The organism is Tistrella sp. (assembly GCF_002684955.1).
Lineage (GTDB): Bacteria > Pseudomonadota > Alphaproteobacteria > Tistrellales > Tistrellaceae > Tistrella > Tistrella mobilis.
In genome coordinates this window covers 22,605-41,063 of record NZ_NYWI01000014.1, presented here as the reverse complement: position 1 = coordinate 41,063, position 18,459 = coordinate 22,605, and the positions used below count along the sequence as shown (strand labels likewise).

Here is an 18,459-nt window from a genome sequence, read left to right as displayed (position 1 = left end):
TCCGGCCCGGAAACGCGAACGGCGGCACCCCGGGGCGCCGCCGCATCGCCAGCCGCCCCCGGGGTGAGGGCGGCCGTTCGTCCGTGGTCCGGATGCGTCAGGCCTGGGCCTCGCCCGCGGTCTCTTCGGTCGCCTCTTCCTCGACGCCCTCGTCGTCGAGATCGACCGAGACCGGATCGGCCAGCGCACCGAGGTCAGCACCCGAACGGATCATCTCCTGCTGGATGCCGTCGAGGACCGCGCCCGAGACGAGCTCCAGATAAAGCTGGATCGCCTTGGTCGAGTCGTCATTGCCGGCAACCGGGAAGGTCACGCCGTCGGGGTTCGAGTTGCTGTCCAGGATCGCGATCACCGGAATGCCCAGCTTCGCCGCCTCGCGGACCGCCAGCTCTTCCTTGTTGGTGTCGATCACGAACAGCGCGTCCGGCAGGCCGCCCATGTCCTTGATGCCGCCCAGCGACGCCTCGAGGTTGTCGCGCTGACGGGTCAGCTTCAGCAGCTCCTTCTTGGTCAGGCCCAGATCGGCCTGCTGATCGAGGAGCTGCTCGATCTCACGCAGACGGCGGATCGAGTTGGAGATGGTCTGCCAGTTGGTCAGCATGCCGCCGAGCCAGCGACGGTTGACGTAGTACTGACCGCAACGCTTCGCGCCCTCGGCGACCAGCTCCTGCGCCTGACGCTTGGTGCCGACGAACAGCACGCGGCCACGGTTGGCGACGATGTCGCGCACCGCTTCCATCGCACGATAGAGCTGCGGCTGGGTCTCGCGCAGGTCGATGATGTGGATGCCGTTGCGGGTGCCGTAGAGATACGGCGCCATGCGCGGGTTCCAGCGGCGGGACTGATGCCCGAAGTGAACGCCGGCTTCGAGAAGCTGACGCATGGTGAAGGTGGGAAGCGCCATGGAAAATCGTCCTTTTCCGGTTCGGCCTCCGCGAGGTTGAGATCGGCACCGGCATCGTATCCTGGGGCTTTCCCCCGGGATGCGACGGCCACCGGTACCGACACCGGAGCGACGCCGACCGCCCTTCCCCCGTGTTTTCAAGGGGCATGCTGGCGGTTGGCCGCGGACCTCGCGTGCGTGTGAACGCCCCGACGAACCCTCGTCGGGGACGGCCGCTCTATAGCCCGCGCGGCGGGGTTTGGCAAGGGTTTAGCAGGCGATCGCCGCCGCTTTCCGCCGTTTTTGCAACGGTTCAGGCCTCGATCGCGTCGATCACCCCCGGCGTGATCTTGAGCGCGGCCTTGAGCGCCGGGGTGATCGAGACCGGCTTGGGCAGATCCAGGCGCACGACCTGACGCTCCCCCTCGAGGTCGATATCCAGCTCCAGGGTAATGCGGCCCCGGCCCTCGGGTTCCCGTTCGATCAGCCGACGGATCAGGGTGAGCGCCCGCTCTTCCGCCACCTGAATGGTCAGACGGGCGGAGGACGAGGCTGCGACATCATCGAGCGAGCGAACGTTCTGGGCCGTCAGCCGGACGGTGTCCTCACGCCATTCGCCACTCGCCTCGATCAGCAGCGGCACACCGGGCTCCAGCAGATCGCGGGCCTGGGACAGGGTTTCCGAGAACAGGGTCACCTCGAACACCCCGGTCGGATCCGAGAGCTGCGCAAAGGCGAACCGGCTGCCCTTGGCCGAACGGCGTTCCTGCTTGGCGATCAGCGTGCCCGCGAGCTTGAGGCCGGCCGCCCCTTCCCGCTCCAGCTTGGCCGCCAGATCGCCGGCCCTGACCACCCCCAGCCGGTCCATGACCTTGTCATAGGCGTCGAGCGGATGGGCCGAGAGATAGAAGCCCACCGCCTCCAGCTCCCGCTTCAGCTGCTCCATCGGCATCCACGGGTCGACCGAGGGCATGGGCGGCCTGGGCACGGCCTCGCCGCCCGGCCCGCCAAACAGGCTGACCTGGTTGCTCTCCCGTTCCTCCTGGGCGGCCTGACCGTAGCGCAGCACCATGTCGATGGCGTTCATCACCTGCGCCCGATTGGCGTTCAGACGATCGAAAGCACCGGCCTTGGTCAGGCTTTCCATCATGCGCTTGTTGATGACCTTGGTGCCGAGCCGGGCCGAGAGGTCGAAGAGATCGGCATAGGGCCCGCCCTTACGACGCTCGGCCACGAGTTCCTCCATGGCCTGCGGGCCGACCTGTTTCAGGGCGCCCAGCGCATAGAGGATCTCGCCCTTGGGTGCGCTCTTCGTCCGGCGCACCGAGAACACCGCGTCCGACTGGTTCACGTCCGGCGGCACCACGCCGATTTTGAGCCGGTTCAGCTCCTGGCGAAAACCGGCCAGCTTGTCGGTGTTGTGCATATCGAGCGTCATGGAGGCGGCCATGAACTCGACCGGCCAGTTGGCCTTGAGGTAGGCGGTCTGATAGGCGACCAGCGCGTAGGCCGCGGCATGCGACTTGTTGAAGCCGTAACCTGCAAACTTGGCGATCTGGTCGAAGATCAGCCCGGCGGTCTCCTTGTCGACCCCGTTGGCGACGGCACCCTTGGTGAAGCTCTCACGCTGGGCGTCCATCTCCTCCTTGATCTTCTTGCCCATCGCCCGGCGCAGCAGATCGGCCTGGCCCAGGCTGTAGCCCGCCAGCACCTGGGCCGCCTGCATCACCTGCTCCTGATAGATCATGATCCCGTAGGTTTCCTCCAGGATCGGCTTGAGCATGGGATGGAGGTATTCGGCCTCTTCCGAGCCGTGCTTGACCGCAATGTAGCGCGGAATGTTGTCCATGGGGCCCGGGCGGTAGAGCGCCACCACCGCGATGATGTCTTCGAACTTGTCGGGGCGCATCTTGCGCAACACGTCACGCATGCCTGAGCTTTCCAGCTGGAACACGCCGACGCCTTCGCCGCGGGCCAGCATCTCGAAGCTCTTCCGGTCGTCCAGCGGCACCCGGTTGATGTCGAAATCGGGCTCGACCTGCCGGATCAGCCGCTCGGCGGTGGTGATGACGGTCAGGGTTTTCAGCCCCAGGAAGTCGAACTTGATCAGCCCGGTCTGCTCGACATACTTCATCGAAAACTGGGTGACCGGCATGTCGGAGCGCGGATCGCGATAGAGCGGCACCAGCTCGTCGAGCGGCCGGTCGCCGATCACGACGCCGGCCGCATGGGTCGAGGCGTGTCGATAGAGGCCTTCGAGCTTGAGCGCGATGCTGATCAGCCGCGCGACCTGTTCATCCTCGTCACGCGCCCGCTGCAGCGCCGGTTCGCCGTCGATCGCCTCCTGCAGGGTGACCGGGTTCGCCGGGTTGTTCGGGACCAGCTTGCAGATCTTGTCGGTCTGACCGAAAGGCATGCCCAGCACGCGGCCGACATCGCGCAGCACCGCGCGGGCCTGGAGCTTACCGAAGGTGATGATCTGGGCGACGCGGTCGAAGCCATAGAGTTCGCGGACGTGCTGGATCACCTCGTCGCGGCGGTCCTGACAGAAGTCGACGTCGAAATCCGGCATCGACACGCGTTCCGGGTTCAGGAAGCGCTCGAACAGCAGGCCGAACCGCAACGGGTCGAGATCGGTGATGGTCAGCGACCAGGCCACGACCGAGCCCGCGCCGGAACCGCGGCCGGGCCCGACCGGAATGCCGTGCGCCTTCGCCCACTGGATGAACTCGGCCACGATCAGGAAGTAGCCGGGAAAACCCATCTTCACGATCACGTCGAGTTCGTAGTCCAGCCGCTCCCGATAGGGTATCGCAACGGCCTCACGCGCGGCCTCGTCCATGGTGGGCGTGTAAACCGCCGTCTCGAGGCGGCGCTCCAGCCCCTCTTTCGAAAGGCGGCGGAGTTCGTCCTCCTCCCGCGCATTGGGATCGCGGGTGGATTTGGGCAGGATCGGCTTGCGGAACGGCGCCTTGGCCGCGCAGCGCCGCGCGATCACCAGCGTGTTGTCGATCGCTTCCGGCAGATCGGCGAACAGCGCCCGCATCTCCGCCGCCGATTTGAAATAGTGGTGGGGAGTCAGGCGGCGACGGTTGGTGTCCTCGATATGCCGGCCTTCCGCGATGCACAGCAGCGCGTCATGGGCCTCGTACATCGCCTCGGTGGTAAAGAAGACGTCATTCGTCGCCACCAGCGGCAGATCGAGATCATAGGCGATCTCGACCAGCCCCGGCTCGCTGTCCGCCTCGGCATCGGGCGGCGTCTCCCCCGGGGCGCAATGGCGCATCAGCTCAATATAGAACCGGCCGGGAAAGATCGCTGCCAGACGCTCGGCCTGCGCCCGCGCCTCGTCGTCCCGCCCCTCCAGGATGCGGGCGCCCACCGGGCCATTGGGGCCACCCGACAGACAGATGATGTCGGACGAAAACTCTGCCAGAACCTGTTCGGAAACCTGGGGAGTTTCGCCGGTCGGCGTCTCCATGAACGCCCGGCTGACGATCCGGCCGAGATTGTCGTAGCCGGCCCCGGTCTGGGCCAGCAGCACCAGCGGCTCGGGTTCCGGCCGGCGGCCGAAGCGGTCCTCGCCGGCAGCACGGGTCAGCCGGATGATCATGCCCAGGATCGGCTGGATGCCTTCCTTGGGCAGGGTGGAGGAAATCTCCATCGCGCCGAACAGATTGCCGGTGTCGGTCACCGCCACCGCCGGCATCTTCTGCGCCTTGACCAGCTTGACCAGATCCTTGGTCTTCACCGCCCCCTCGGACAGCGAATAGGCGGTATGGACGCGAAGATGGACGAAATCGGCGTGCGACACAGGTCAGGGCGCTCCATCGCTCGGGGCGGGGACGATCCCGGAAATCTGGACCAAATCCCCGCCCGGAGCAACCTTGGGCATATCCCTCGCCGACGGTCAGTTCAGTCGGGTCGAGAGATGCGCCACGATGTCGTCGGTCGCAGGCGTCGGCCCCTTGCACTGCTGGCAGGTCTCGATCAGACGGTAGTCAGCGCGATAGTCATCGTCGGCGAACCAGTGGGTCAGTGCCCGCAACGTGCGCGCACGGTAGTCCTCCTGCTCGGCGCCCAGGGTCGCGAGCGGGGCGTGATGGATATAGGTACCAAACAGGTCCTCGCACATCCCGATATACCAGCGGGTATCGAGAATGGCACGGTGCCAGTACTCGTCCGCCTCCACCCCCGGTGCGTGATAGCTGTCGGGGTCAAGGAACATGAGCGCAAGGAACTGCTTGAGCTTCATCTCGGCCCAGCGGCACTTCTCGGCCGACCAGCCGAACTTCGCCGCGCACATGTCGTTGACGCGCGAGAAGTCGTAAGCCTCGAGCCGGTCCAGAACGGCAATCAGCCGATCATTCAACGGATCACGATGCAGGTTCAAAGGAAGGGTCATTGGAAGTCTCCCGCGAAAACGTCGCAGGCCCGCCGAGAGCCTCATAGCCGGCACTGGCAGGCCATCCGGACAGGAAGAAGGCGATGTCGGAACATGTCGTGGAAAGCCTGCGGTACATTGGGGGCGCCCGACGCCCTACCGTTTACCGCAGCAGGAAAATTCTATCTAAAATATATTTTGTGATCAATAATTCTCATGTAACGACCTGCGCAAGCACGCCGCACGCATCGGCAGATGCGGAGAGCGGCCCCAAGCCGCTCTCCGGTCATTCTCAGCGTCGACCTCAGACGGCAAACACCCCCGGCCGGGCCTGACGCCAGGGCTGGAGCCCTTCCAGATCCCGCCCCAGCTGCAGCAGAATATCCTCGCGACCCATGCCGGCCGCGAGCTGGATCGGCAACGGCATGCCGTCATGCGTGCCCGCAGGAAGTGCCATCGCCGGCAGCCCGGTCATGTTGAACGGCGCGGTGAAGGGGACCGTGTCGAACAACCGGTCATACCAGCCCTGCGCATCGAGATCGGGATCATTCTGATCAAGATAGCCGAGCGGGACCGGAACATCCTTCAGAACCGGCATCAGAATGGCATCATAAGTGCCGAAGAAGGCGCCGAAACTCCGCGATACCGTGTTCATGACCATGAAGGCCTGTTCGACATCCAGCGCCGTGAGCTTCGCCCCTGCCTGCGCACAGGCCATGGTCACCGCCTCGACGGTGTCCGGCCCGGGCTGCAGGTTCAGCATCTCGGCCATACCGTAGACCCCCGCGGCCAGGAACGACATCCAGGCGGTAAAATTCGCCCGGTGGAAGGCGGCCACGTCGTAATCCGGCGCCGCCTCTTCGACGACATGCCCTTCCGCTTCCAGCAGTTTTGCAGTCCGGACCAGTGCCGCATCGATATGAGGCGCGGCTGCCGGCGACCCGGGCCACTGCCGGGCCAGGGCGATGCGCAGCTTTGGCGTCGGCTTTCGGATGGCCTCGGCATAGGGCACGGCCGGCGGCGGGATATCGGTCATTGCCCCGGGATCGGCCCCTGCGACCGCGTCGAGCAGGGTGGCCGCGTCGCGCATGCTTCGCGTCACGGCAAACTCGTTGGCCATGCCCAGCAGCGGCAGGCCGTAATAGGGCCCGAACGGTATGCGCCCGCGCGAGGGCTTGAGACCCACCAGTCCGCAGGCCGCGGCCGGGATCCGGATCGATCCGCCGCCGTCATTGGCATGGGCGAGCGGGACGATGCCCGCGGCCACTGCCGCCGCCGAGCCGCCGGAGGAACCGCCCGGCGATCGCTCCAGATTCCACGGATTGCGGGTCGGTCCGTAGAGCAGCCCCTCGGTCGTGGCGTTGAAGCCGAATTCGGGCGTCGCGGTGATCCCCAGCGTGTTCAAACCCGCCCGCCTGAAACGGGCAAAGAGTTCCGAATCGACCGGGGGCACGAACTGCCCCTGGCCCAGCATCCGCGAACCCATCATTTCCGGATGGCCGCCGACCGCCAGGACCAGATCCTTCACCAGGAAGGGCACACCGGCAAAAGGACCGGACGGGTCGCCCGGCACCGGCTCGTCGAAGCGGCGAACCACCGCATTGATCCGGCCGTTCACTGCCTCGATCGCCTGATTGGCGCATTCGGTCAGCTCGGCGGCGCTCACTTCGCCTGCCGCGACCAGACCGGCAAGGCCGGTCGCATCCTCGGCAACGTAATCCTTCAGCTCCATCCCTCGTCTCCCTGTTTTGTATGGCGGGACCCGAGGATTTTCGGCCCATCCGTGGCCGGTCTCCAGGATGCAGATGGATCACATCGACCCGAGCGCCGTCACCAGAGCGGCACGGGAATTGATCCCCAGCTTGTCATAGATCCGGCGGGTCTGATTGCGGATGGTGACGGGCGACAGCCCAAGTTGCCGGGCAACTTCCTTGTGGCCCTGGCCGCGGGCCAGCAGGGCGGCAATCTCGGCCTCGCGCGGGGAGAGCCGGTCCACAGGCGCCACCCGCCGCAGCACCAGCCGCACCAGTCCGGCCCCTGCCCCATCGACCTCGGCCATCAGTCCGAGTGCCGGAACCTCCTGTCGCCCCGGGTGTCCGAGGATCTCGCGGAGCGGTGTCGGCAGCCACGGCTCGGCTGCGAGACCCAGCCGTGCCAGATGCCGCCAGCCGAAAATGCACAGACCCGCCGGGGTGACATGCAGTTGCACGCTATCGGCAACGGTCGGCGCTTCTGCACGGCCACGAACCATGCGGTCCAGGGTTGTGACCGCACCGTAGAGGAAATCCTGCTCGTCCTCATGCCAGGATCTCCCATCCCCACCACCGCGATAACAGGCGAGGAAGAGCGAGGCGGGCTGTCCAGGCCGGAACGACATCGCGCCCGCCGCGGCGTCGAGGTCGTAGCGCCCCGACATCCGTATCAGCCCGGGCGTCTGTTCGACCTGCCGCCTGCGATAGGTGGCAACCCGGTCAGGGGCGCGGCGGATCTGGCCCAGCATCAGATCGTCATGACGCATCGCCCGCCAGTCGTCGAAGAATGGACCGGTGATGTTGAAGGTGCGCGAGGCGGCGATCTCCACCCGCCCGTCATCCCAGGCGGAAAAGCCGTACCAGGCGGAATCGAAACCCAGCACGCCCGCCAGCCGTCCGATCGCCAGATCGAGCGCATCCGCCGGCGAGGCTTCAGCGAGAAAGCCGTCGACGTCTTCGAGCCAGGCCGAGAAGCTGCGGATGCCCATGCTTCACCGTCAACAAGATGTACTCCCGAAAATCGTACAAGGACGCGTCGAGAGGCAACAGCCTTAGAGTGGGCCTAGATTCGATTCATATGGACGCAGTAGGCCGCACGGTAGTATTATACAGGCATTCTTAGTTAATAGGTGAGAAAAATGATATTTAAGCACAGTTTTTCTCTGGAAAATTGGGGAAATGGAGCGTCTAACAAGCAAGTGCGCGATTTCGTGAAAGAGCTTAGAAGAGGTCACAAGGCGCTCATCGAGATCGACAGCCTCAGCGACGGCTTCGTACGGACAAACGATGACAACGTTGCTATGGTCCTAAAGTTATTTCTCTAAAATATTAAAGCCGGCAGCCCCAAAGGGGACTGCCGGCTTTTCGCAAAGGCATACCCGGTGCACGGGGCCGCAGATCCCGGAAGGATCGCAGCCCCGGCGCGGATCAGCGCTTCGAGAACTGGAAGCTGCGGCGGGCCTTGGCCTTACCGTACTTCTTGCGCTCGACGACGCGGCTGTCGCGGGTCAGGAAGCCTTCCTTCTTCAGCGGCTTGCGCAGGGTCGGCTCGTAGAGGGTGAGCGCCTTGCTGATGCCGTGACGCACGGCACCCGCCTGACCCGACAGGCCGCCGCCGACCACGGTCGCAACGATGTCGAAATTGTCGACGACGTTGGCCACGGTGAAGGGCTGGCGGATGACCATCATCAGAACCGGACGCTTGAAATAGGCGTCGGCGTCCTGGCCGTTGACGGTGATCTTGCCCGAACCCGGCTTCACCCAGACGCGAGCGATCGCGTTCTTGCGCTTGCCGGTGGCATAGGAGCGGCCCTGCGCATCGCGGACCGGCTCGGGAAGCTGCTCGTCGGCGATCAGACCGGCGGCCTGGGCCATGTCCTTCAGCGCGCCGAGGCCCTGGGCCTGAACGTTGGTTTCGGTCATAGCTCGATTACCCCACGTTCTTGCGGTTCAGGGCGGCGACGTCCAGCGGCTCCGGGGTCTGGGCCGCATGCGGATGCTCGGGGCCGGCATAGACGTGCAGCTTGCGCATCACATCGCGGCCGAGGGGGCCACGGGGGACCATGCGGCGCACGGCGGCCTCGATCACACGCTCAGGGTAGCGACCGTCGAGGATCTTGTCCGCGGTCCGCTCCTTGATGCCGCCCGGATGGCCGGTGTGCCAGTAGTAGGTCTTCTGGACGCGCTTGCGGCCGGTGAGCACCACCTTTTCGGCATTGACGATCACGATGTGATCGCCGCAATCCATGTGGGGGGTGAACATCGGCTTGTGCTTGCCGCGCAGACGGTTGGCAACAAGGGCGGCGAGACGGCCGAGCACGAGCCCGTCAGCGTCGATCACCGTCCACTTGTGCTCAAGGTCTGCCAGCTTGGCGGTATAGGTCTTCATGAGCCTTGGCACCGAGATGGGTTCTTGAAACTGGAGGCGGAGTATGCCACGGAACCCGCGGCCGTCAATGGGTAATGTTCGTTTATTTTCAATGGTTTATAAATTTGGTATTATAATACCACACATTCTGTCCCAGGAGAACCGCCGCTTTGCAGCCTTTTCGCACCCGTTCGGGCACCGGCAGAGACTTGGACGGGGGCGTCGGAGAGCGTTATGATGCGCGCAAAACTGCAGGGCCGTTGCCGCAGGGCACGCAGTTGACGAGACCCGCAGACATTCCGGATCGATATCCCGAAGAGGGAGGGAGAACGCGCCATGACCGATCAGTCGCCGACCAGGACCGCCGAGGCAGCCCCCATCCGGCTTGAGGTGGAGGCCGATGGCGTTGCCGTGTTGACCCTTACCCGCTCGGCCCAGCGGAACGCGCTGTCTCTCGGCATGATGACCGCGATCGAAACCGCTCTGGAGCAGATCGCCGCCGACCCTGCGGCACGGGTGGTGGTGCTGCGTGCGGAAGGCCCGGCCTTCTGCGCCGGCCACGATCTGAAAGAAATGCGGGCGTCACCGGATCGCGCCTCTTATGAAGCGCTCTTCGCCCAGTGCAGCCGGATGATGACCCGGATCGTGCGCCTGCCCAAGCCGGTGATCGCCGAAGTGTCGGGCATCGCCACGGCGGCAGGCTGCCAGCTGGTGGCGAGCTGCGACCTGGCGGTTGCCGCCACCACCGCCCGCTTCGCGACACCCGGCGTCAATCTCGGCCTGTTCTGCTCGACGCCGATGGTGGCGCTCTCGCGCGCGGTCGGCCGCAAGCACGCGATGGAGATGCTGCTGCTGGGCCAGATGGCCGATGCCGAGACGGCATACCGCTTCGGCCTGGTCAATCGCGTCGTCGCCCCCGAAGAGCTGTCGGACACGGTGATGGGCATGGCGCGGATCATCGCGTCCAAGTCGCCGCTGACGCTCAAGATCGGCAAGGAGGCCTTCTACGCGCAGGTCGAGATGCCGCTCGACGACGCCTATGCCTATGCCTATGCCTCGCGGGTGATGACCGAAAACATGATGGCCCGCGATGCCGAAGAGGGCATCGACGCCTTCATCAACAAGCGCCAGCCCGTCTGGCAGGGGTGCTGATCCGATGACCGGGACCCGTGCGGTCGTCCATGACCGCTATCCGGATGCCTATATCCGCGACATCCTGCGCAACACCCGCGTCATCGCCATGGTCGGCGCCAGCCCGAACTGGAACCGGCCAAGCTATTTCGCCATGAAGTATCTGCAGGAAAAGGGCTATCGGGTGATCCCGGTCAACCCCGTCGCCGCCGGCCAGACCATTCTGGGTGAACCCGTCTACGCGACGCTGGACGAGCTGCCGGTGGTCCCCGATATGGTGGACATCTTCCGCAATTCCGAAGCCGCAGGGCCGATCACCGACGATGCCATCCGCATCGGCGCGAAGACGGTGTGGATGCAGCTGGGCGTGCGCAACGACGCGGCAGCCGCCCGCGCCGAAGCGGCCGGGCTGAACGTGGTGATGAACCGCTGCCCGAAGATCGAATACGGCCGCCTGTCCGGGGAGCTGGGCTGGAGCGGCGTGAACACCGGCGTGATCAGCGCCAAGCGTATGGGGCCGCCCCGATGACCGATCAGACGACGAAGCCGGATGCCGCCAGCGGCGCCGGCGGCTTCGGCTTTTCAACCCTCGCCGTCCATGCCGGCAACCGGCCGGAGCCCCATACCGGCGCGCGGGTGACGCCGATCTATCAGACCTCGTCCTTCGTGTTCGACAGCGTCGATCACGCCGCGTCTCTGTTCAACCTGCAAACCTTCGGCAACATCTATTCGCGCCTGGGCAATCCCAGCGTTTCGGCGCTGGAGGAACGGGTGGCAGCACTCGAAGGCGGCCGCGGCGCCACCGCCTGCGCCAGCGGCCATGCCGCGCAGTTCCTGGCACTGGCCAGCCTGATGGAGGCGGGCGACGATCTGGTCGCCTCCCGCTTCCTCTATGGCGGCTCGTACACGCAATTCAGCCAGAGCTTCAAGCGCTTCGGCTGGGGCTGCAGCTTCGTCGACGCCCGCAACCCCGACGAGGTCGCCAGGGCGATCGGGCCGCGCACCAAGGCAGTGTTCGTCGAAAGCCAGTCCAACCCTTCGGGTGTGCTCACCGACATTGCCGCCCTCGCCGATGTCGCCCATGCCCATGGCCTGCCGCTGATCGTCGACAACACCATTCCCAGCCCCTATCTCTGCCAGCCCTTCGATCTGGGCGCCGATCTCGTCACCCATTCGCTGACCAAGTTTCTGGGCGGCCACGGCAATTCGCTGGGCGGGGCGATCGTGGAAAGCGGCCGTTTCGACTGGAAGGCATCCGGCAAGTTCCCGTCGCTGTCCGAACCCAATCCCGGCTATCACGGCCTGCGGTTCGAAGAGACCTTCGGCGACTTTGCCTTTACCGTCCATGCGCATGCCGTGGCGCTGCGGGATTTCGGCCCGACGCTCTCGCCCTTCAACGCCTTCATGATCATGACCGGGATCGAGACCCTACCACTGCGCATGGACCGCCATGTGGCGAATGCCAAGGCGGTCGCGGCGTGGCTGGAAGCCCATCCCAAGGTCGCCTGGGTCTCGTATGCCGGTCTGCCATCCAGCCCGCAATACGATCTGGGATGCCGGCAGATGCCGCGCGGCGTCGCCCCGGTCTTCACCTTCGGTCTGAAGGGCGGCTATGAAGCCGGTATCCGGCTGGTGGAAAGCGTGGAACTGTTCAGCCATCTCGCCAATGTCGGCGACACCCGGTCCCTGATCCTGCACCCCGCCTCGACCACCCATCGCCAGCTGTCACCCGAAGACCGGACGAAGAGCGGCGCCGGTGACGATGTCATCCGGATTTCGATCGGCATCGAGACGGTCGACGACCTGATCGCGGATCTCGACCAGGCTTTCGCGCAGCTCTGACCACACACCTCCCCGACCCGAGGCTTCCATTCCGTTCATGGCTCCGTCGCATTTCCCCGGGGCAGGTCCTGCCCTGCCCGCCCTTGCATCCGTCGACCGGCTGATCTTTCTGCGCCATGGCCGCACGGCCTTCAATGCCGAGGGCCGCGTCGCCGGCCAGAGCGACATCCCGCTCGACGAAACCGGCCGCGCGGAGGCCTGGGCGGCCATCGAACCGGTCCGCGCCCTCGGCCCCGATGCCATCGCCGCAAGCCCGATGCAGCGGGCACGGAGCACCGCGGCGATCATCGCCGAAGGGTTGGGCATGACCGATGTGGTGCAGCTGGTCCCGGGCCTGCGCGAACGGAACTGGGGCATGTATGAAGGTGCGCCACTCGGCGACCGGCCACCCTACGAAGAAACGCCGCCCGGGGGCGAGCCCTGGGCGGCGTTCCTGGATCGGACGGCGCATGCTCTTGCAGGGGCGCTGCGCATGATGGGCAGCCCGCGCCGCCCGCTGATCGTCGCTCACTCGGGCACGTCGCTCGCCCTCTCGAAGCTGCTCGGCGCACCGATGCCGGTCGAGAAGGCGCAGAACGCCGTGCCGCTGGTGTTCCAGCGCGCCCGCGACGGGTCGTGGCGCTGCTGGATCCCGGGGAGCTGACGGCGCGGGTGCGCAGCGGCCGTCAGGCGGCAACCGCCTGCGGCACCAGGCGGGCGATCTCGGCCTCGGCCGCGGCAATCGCCTTGGCGCGCGCCTCGGGGCCCATGCCGATGCCCTCGGCACGAACGATCTCGACATCGGTGATGCCGATGAAGCTGAAGACCGCCTTCAGCCAGCTCTCCTGATGCTCGAAGGCTGCCATCGCCGGATTCGACGAATAGACGCCGCCACGGCTCGACACCACGATCACCTTGCGACCACCGGCCAGGCCTTCGGCACCATTCGGGCCGTAGCGGAAGGTGCGGCCGGCGCGGGCCAGACGATCGATCCAGGCCTTGAGCTGGCTCGGCACCGAGAAATTGTACATCGGCGCGCCGACCACCACGACGTCCGCCGACAGGAACTCGTCGAGCACGGCCTCGGCCAGCGCCAGCTCATCCTGCTGGACCGGCGTCAGATCCTCGGTCTTGCCGGCACGGACCACCGGCATGCGCTCCGCCGACAGATGCGGCAGCTCGTGGGCCGCCAGATCGCGGGTGACGATTTCGAGGCCCGGCACGGCCTCGGCAATGGCGGTGGTGATGGTCTCGACCAGCTGGCGGCTGACTGATTCGCCTTCCGCGGCGCTGGAGTGGATCTGGAGCAGCTTCATGGCGGACATCCCTGAGTGATGTTGAGACGTTGGAAAGCTTTCGCCCTATACCTGCCAATGGAACGGGCCTGACACCAGATGGCAAATCCTGGATAATACGTTCCATTGGTGGAACGCCAGGGCGAGGTGGCCGATGCAGGACCTGAACGATCTGATGATCTTTGCCCGCATCGTCGAGCATGGCGGGATCGCCGCTGCCGCCCGCGCGTTGAGCCTGCCCAAATCCACGGTCAGCCGACGGCTCGCCGCACTCGAAGACCGTCTCGGCGTGCGGCTGATCCAGCGCAATACCCGCGCCTGGACGGTCACCGAGGTCGGCCGCGCCTATCATCGCCATTGCCAGGCCGTGATCGCCGCCGCAGAAGCCGCACAGGAGGTGATCGATCACAGCCGGGCAGAGCCGCGCGGCCTGATCCGGATGAGCTGCCCCCTGCCGCTGCTGTTCACGGCAATAGCACCTATCCTTTCCCGCTTCATGGCCGACTATCCTGAAGTCCGGGTGGAGGTGGAGGCGACCCAGCGGCGGGTGGATGTGATCGAGGAAGGCTTCGATCTGGCGCTGAGGGTCAGGCCTCTGCCGCTTGAGGATACCGATCTGGTGGTGCGGATCCTGGGACAGAGCGCGAGCGTGGTCGTGGCGTCACCGCAGCTGCTGCATGGCCGCCCGCCCGTCACCCGGCCTGAAGAGATCGCGACACTGCCGACCATCGCCCAGACCCTTCCGGGGATGCGCAGCCATGCGGGCAATGACGCCAGCCCGCCCCATCATTGGGTGCTCACCGGGCCCGGCGGCGAGATCGTGCGGGTGGCCCATCATCCGCGGCTGGCCGTCGATGATCTGCCCACCCTGCATCACATGGCCCTGGCCGGCATCGGCGTCACCATCCTGCCGGATTATCTGGTGGCCCCGCATCTGGAGGCCGGACGGCTGGTTGCCCTGCTGCCCGACTGGCACCCGCCATCAGGCGCAGTGCATGCCGCCTTCCCATCCCGCCGCGGCCTGGTTCCGGCCGTGCGCCGCCTGATCGACCGGCTCGCGGACGAATTCGATGGCGAGGCGGGCTATTCACGAGGAGACCGCAGATGTCCGTAGCCGGCCGTCTCGTCGAGGCGGGTCGCCGCTGCACCCTGAGGTCTCAGAGCACCAGCCGAAGGCGAAGCGGATGATCCGCGGGGTAGCGGGTCTCGATCAGGATCATGAGTTCACGGCTGAAGCCGGCCGCCTCGTCCTTAAGCTCGCGATAGAGCGGCAATGCCCTGGCTTCGGCCGGCGGCACATCGAGGGCGGCGCGATTCGCCGGATCATCGAGTGCCGCCAGAAACCGATCGTAGTGGCTGAGCGCCGGCGCCAGTGCCATCGGGCCGCAGACATCGAGCATGCGGTCGATCGGCGGGCGGCCCAGAAGGCCGCCGAGCAGGCGGCGCTTCTCCTCCACGGCGAGCGCCGCCGTTTCGGCCGCAGCCACCACGCCCGAGACGTAGAGCAGCTTGCGTGAGAAGACGAGCTTCACATTGCGCAGGCCCCAGCCCTTGGCCTCGGCCCCCCGGGTCTTCATCTCGAAGTCGACGCAGATGCTGCGGTAATAACGGATCACGTCGTTGAGCAGAAAGGTCGCCGGATCGTCGCGACCATGATGATCCTGCACATAGGTGGCGATCAGCCCGTCGAGGGTCCGGCGGAAGACGGCCTCGCCGGCGAGCGCCCGCCCTTCCAGCAGCATCAGGAGGCGGCGGGTGGTGATCTGGTTGACATCCGCAACGCCACCGATGGTGTTGATCAGGGCATCGGTGGACTGGGCACTCTCGAAGGCGCCGCCATCCGCCGGCTGGCGGATACCCGCCGCCTTCGCCGCCCCGTGAACCCGCCGGGCCAGCACCCGGGCCCTGGCCTCGGCGGCCCGCTCCGGCTCGTAAAGCACATAGCTGTCCAGATCCGCCTGCGGACCGGCCTCGCCGCGGCCATAGGATCCGCAGACCACCACCGACAGGCCGGGTTCAATCACACCCGCGGGCTCAGCGCCCCGGAAGAGGGCGTCATCGTCCAGCACCGGTACCGTCGGCAGGGCATCGGAAAGCCGCCCGAGTTGCGCCTCCGTGCGTCGGCGCAGCTGCACCAGATGCGGGGCGTCGGCCTCGAGGGCCGTGAAGCCCGCGGCGACGGGGGCATGATCGGCGGTCATGCCGCGACGCCGAACAGGTCGGGCTGGCGCCCGCCTGCCCCCTCAGCCGCGATGGCCGCCAGCGCGGACAGGCCATAAAGCGGCCGCTTGCGGCGGGTCTTCACCTCACGGTAGCGCCGGGCATAAGCTTCGGGAGAGTCCAGCACCACGTCGGGCTCGATGGTGAAGCGGCGCTCGCGCCCCATGACCATCTCGACGGGCACCGCCGGCTCGGCGGCTGCCCGCTTGCGGCCGACAGCGGCAGCACGGGCCGCACGGAAATCGGCATGGATATGGCCCACAAGGATGGCGATCAGCGCCTGGAGATCACGCACGCGGCCGAGCAGAGCGCGCTCGGTCAGGAAGAAATCCTCGGCCCGGTACCGGTCGATCGTCTGGTCGACATGACGCTGCACCAGCGCATCGGCCGAGCGGCAGACGTCACCATAGATGAAACTGTCGTAGATCCGCTCCTTCAGCCGCCAGAAACCATCCAGGCGGCGCACCCCGGCGCGGTCGACCCGGGCCAGCGCCAGAACCGAGATCAGCGGGTGGGCATCGACCGGCGCCCGGTGGAGATAGGTGTTCGCACGGCAGATGCCGTCGATCGTATCGATGTTGATCGGGCCGGAGAACAGATGCGCATGCGGGCGGTTAGACCGGCGGGCAATCAGGGCCACCACCTCGTCGGGGTCGACGCCATGCCGGTCGAGCGCGGCGCGAACATCGCGACCGATCGGCACGTCGCCCCGGATCACCGCCGCCGTCGCCGCGTGATGATCGATACCGAACCGGTCGGCGAAGACCGGCTCCAGCGTATGCGACAGCGGCCCGTGACCCACATCGTGGAGCAGAGCGGCGGCAATCAGCAGATCGCGGTCACGCGGCTGAACGCCCGCCAGCCGGCAGTAGCTGACGGCCAGCAGCGCCACGCCCAGCGAATGATGATAACGGTTATGCCGGACGAAAGACGGCTTGCCGTTCGGGTGGAACAGCCGGTCGATGACCCCCAGGAACGAGATGTCGCGCAGCCGCTGAAATCCGGGGCTGGCGATCAGCTCGCGGTGCAGGGTCTGCGGAAAAGCCTGGGCGATGGCACCGTCGTCCAGACGGAAACGGAAACGCGGCGCCTCGGGAAACAGATCGCCCGCCGCCCTCGCCTCTTCAGGCCACGACACCGGCGCCCAGTCGGCCAGATCCTCGAAAGCTTCGGCCAGGGCGGGCGCATGGGGCGGCTCCGCCGTCTCGACTCCGAAGTCCCAGATGGTGATCTGCCGTCCGGTCATGCCGTCTCCGCTCGCGTGCCGCGCCGCAGGTCGGGGAGCCCCACGCAGCCGGCCACCTGATCTAGCATCCGCAGCGCCGGCGGGTCCAGTGCCCTGCATCGGACCTGCCGGTCAGCCCCCGCATTCCTGCTCAACTATGGCATTCCTGCGCGATCCAGGCCAGGAAACCGGCAGATCCACCCTCGATCGGCCAGGCGGATATGCCCGGCAGGTCATAGCTGTGCAGGGCGATCACCCGCTCTGTCAGCAGCTCCAGACGATCGGCGGTCGTCTTGGCGATCAACACCACTTCCTCGCCCGTCTCCACCCTGCCTTCCCAGTGGTAGATCGCCGTCATGCCGCCGATCAGATTGCAGCAGGCGGCCAGGCGTTCCTCGACAAGCGTGCGGCCGATCATCAGCGCTTCGTCGCGGCTGCTGCAGGTGACATAGGCCACCATGGCGCGCGCGACCATGCCGACTGCTTCGACAAGGCACCGCTCGGCCGCGTCGAGCGGTGCCACGCCGTCAACCGACAGGGCAAGTGCCGACAGGGCATGTGCAACGTCTTCACCCCCGGCCGGCGCGCCGGCCTGTGCGTTTTCCAGAAGCCGCTCCAGCTGTCGTGCAGCTTCACCGACCTTCGGAAAACCGAAGCTGCCAGCGGCGCCGGCAAGGGAATGCGCTGCCCGCTCCGCGTCATCCAGCCCCCCGGCCTCGCCCCGGTCGCGCCAGGCGACGACGCCTTCCCGGATCCGGGCAACACGTGCGGGCATGCCCTGCCGGAACTCCTCGGTCAGGGCCGCGATGACGTCGGTGGCGCCACCGACCCTGCCGTCCCGGTCGGTCTCGGGACCATCGGTTTCAGGACGATCGGTCACGACCAGCTTCTCCGTTCGGTGAGGATCGGTTCGGACAGGGCGTCGTCCGCGCGGTCACGCGGCGGCAGAGCCTGATAAATTGCGTGCAGGTCTGCCGCCAGAGTCAAGGGATCGAACGGTTTTGCGATGACGGCGGCAGCGGCGACCCCGTCGACACCGTCCAGGTCCGTGCGGGTGCGCGCCGTCAGAAAGACGGCAGGCACCGCAGCTCCCCCCGGTAACCCGCGAAGCCGCCGAAGGGTTTCCGGGCCATCCATGCCCGGCATCATGACATCCAGAAGAACCAGGTCATGGCGGGCGGCGTCGAAGGTCTCCAGCGCCGTCTGGCCGTCGGCGCAGACCGTGACCTCGATCCGGCCGACCGCGGAGAGGGCCAGCCGAACGAGTTCGCGCAGGTCGGGCTCGTCCTCGACGAGCAGTACGTGCCGAAGCTCCCCCATTCACCGTCTCCACCGTCTGCGACCATCATTGCCCGAAAGATTAAGATAAAGGCATGGCGGC

17 protein-coding genes are annotated in these 18,459 nt (G+C 66.4%); 5 read left to right on the top strand and 12 right to left on the bottom strand.

Annotation, left to right across the window (positions count from 1 at the left end):
- Window positions 1-97 precede the first annotated feature (97 nt).
- From rpsB to rplM, 7 genes are all read right to left on the bottom strand, one after another.
- Window positions 98-904 (bottom strand): 30S ribosomal protein S2, encoded by an 807-nt coding sequence (rpsB, locus tag CMO28_RS03515; RefSeq protein ID WP_296709679.1) that lies wholly within the window; start codon window positions 902-904, stop codon window positions 98-100.
- Window positions 905-1,196: 292 nt separating this feature from the next.
- A complete protein-coding gene (gene dnaE / locus CMO28_RS03510) occupies window positions 1,197-4,697 on the bottom strand; it encodes a DNA polymerase III subunit alpha (protein ID WP_296709676.1) in 3,501 nt (1,166 codons plus the stop codon).
- Window positions 4,698-4,793: 96 nt separating this feature from the next.
- Window positions 4,794-5,288, bottom strand: coding sequence for a hypothetical protein (locus CMO28_RS03505; RefSeq protein ID WP_296709673.1), 495 nt, complete (start codon window positions 5,286-5,288; stop codon window positions 4,794-4,796).
- A gap of 283 nt (window positions 5,289-5,571) precedes the next feature.
- On the bottom strand, window positions 5,572-6,999 hold the full coding sequence (locus CMO28_RS03500) for an amidase (RefSeq protein WP_296709671.1): 1,428 nt from the start codon (window positions 6,997-6,999) through the stop codon (window positions 5,572-5,574).
- Window positions 7,000-7,077: 78 nt separating this feature from the next.
- Window positions 7,078-8,007 carry a helix-turn-helix transcriptional regulator gene (locus tag CMO28_RS03495; protein WP_296709669.1) on the bottom strand — a complete coding sequence of 310 codons (930 nt, stop codon included), beginning with the start codon at window positions 8,005-8,007 and terminating at the stop codon, window positions 7,078-7,080.
- Between the two features lie 439 nt (window positions 8,008-8,446).
- Window positions 8,447-8,893, bottom strand: coding sequence for a 30S ribosomal protein S9 (rpsI, locus tag CMO28_RS03490; RefSeq protein ID WP_145978220.1), 447 nt, complete (start codon window positions 8,891-8,893; stop codon window positions 8,447-8,449).
- 55 nt (window positions 8,894-8,948) lie between these two features.
- Window positions 8,949-9,407 carry a 50S ribosomal protein L13 gene (rplM, locus tag CMO28_RS03485; RefSeq protein WP_014745307.1) on the bottom strand — a complete coding sequence of 153 codons (459 nt, stop codon included), beginning with the start codon at window positions 9,405-9,407 and terminating at the stop codon, window positions 8,949-8,951.
- Window positions 9,408-9,722: 315 nt separating this feature from the next.
- On the opposite strand from rplM, the gene CMO28_RS03480 reads away from it, so the two are divergent.
- Genes CMO28_RS03480 through CMO28_RS03465 form a run of 4 tightly spaced genes read left to right on the top strand, consistent with a single transcriptional unit; the run spans window position 9,723 to window position 13,002 of the window.
- Window positions 9,723-10,538: an enoyl-CoA hydratase gene (locus tag CMO28_RS03480; protein WP_296709665.1), complete on the top strand. Its 816-nt coding sequence runs from the start codon at window positions 9,723-9,725 to the stop codon at window positions 10,536-10,538.
- Between the two features lie 4 nt (window positions 10,539-10,542).
- Complete coding sequence (locus CMO28_RS03475) at window positions 10,543-11,046, top strand: CoA-binding protein (protein WP_296709664.1); 504 nt, start codon at window positions 10,543-10,545, stop codon at window positions 11,044-11,046.
- A complete protein-coding gene (locus CMO28_RS03470; protein WP_296709662.1) occupies window positions 11,043-12,359 on the top strand; it encodes an O-acetylhomoserine aminocarboxypropyltransferase in 1,317 nt (438 codons plus the stop codon). The genes CMO28_RS03475 and CMO28_RS03470 overlap by 4 nt, the downstream gene beginning before the upstream one ends.
- A 37-nt stretch (window positions 12,360-12,396) precedes the next feature.
- Window positions 12,397-13,002 (top strand): histidine phosphatase family protein, encoded by a 606-nt coding sequence (locus CMO28_RS03465; protein WP_014745311.1) that lies wholly within the window; start codon window positions 12,397-12,399, stop codon window positions 13,000-13,002.
- Between the two features lie 22 nt (window positions 13,003-13,024).
- Here CMO28_RS03465 and CMO28_RS03460 read toward each other — a convergent pair whose 3' ends face one another.
- The gene (locus CMO28_RS03460) at window positions 13,025-13,654 is read right to left on the bottom strand and encodes an FMN-dependent NADH-azoreductase (RefSeq protein ID WP_296709659.1); all 630 of its coding nucleotides are present in this window, start codon (window positions 13,652-13,654) and stop codon (window positions 13,025-13,027) included.
- Window positions 13,655-13,787: 133 nt separating this feature from the next.
- Between CMO28_RS03460 and CMO28_RS03455 the strand changes: the two genes are divergently transcribed.
- Window positions 13,788-14,747, top strand: coding sequence for a LysR substrate-binding domain-containing protein (locus CMO28_RS03455; RefSeq protein WP_296709657.1), 960 nt, complete (start codon window positions 13,788-13,790; stop codon window positions 14,745-14,747).
- A gap of 43 nt (window positions 14,748-14,790) precedes the next feature.
- On the opposite strand, the gene CMO28_RS03450 is transcribed toward CMO28_RS03455, so the two are convergent.
- From CMO28_RS03450 to CMO28_RS03435, 4 genes are all read right to left on the bottom strand, one after another.
- Window positions 14,791-15,834, bottom strand: coding sequence for a nucleotidyltransferase domain-containing protein (locus tag CMO28_RS03450; RefSeq protein WP_296709654.1), 1,044 nt, complete (start codon window positions 15,832-15,834; stop codon window positions 14,791-14,793).
- Window positions 15,831-17,099: an HD domain-containing protein gene (locus tag CMO28_RS03445; protein WP_296709642.1), complete on the bottom strand. Its 1,269-nt coding sequence runs from the start codon at window positions 17,097-17,099 to the stop codon at window positions 15,831-15,833. The genes CMO28_RS03450 and CMO28_RS03445 overlap by 4 nt, the downstream gene beginning before the upstream one ends.
- A 130-nt stretch (window positions 17,100-17,229) precedes the next feature.
- Complete coding sequence (cutA, locus tag CMO28_RS03440) at window positions 17,230-17,958, bottom strand: divalent cation tolerance protein CutA (protein ID WP_296709639.1); 729 nt, start codon at window positions 17,956-17,958, stop codon at window positions 17,230-17,232.
- Window positions 17,955-18,398 carry a response regulator gene (locus tag CMO28_RS03435; RefSeq protein ID WP_296709636.1) on the bottom strand — a complete coding sequence of 148 codons (444 nt, stop codon included), beginning with the start codon at window positions 18,396-18,398 and terminating at the stop codon, window positions 17,955-17,957. The genes cutA and CMO28_RS03435 overlap by 4 nt, the downstream gene beginning before the upstream one ends.
- Window positions 18,399-18,459 lie beyond the last annotated feature (61 nt).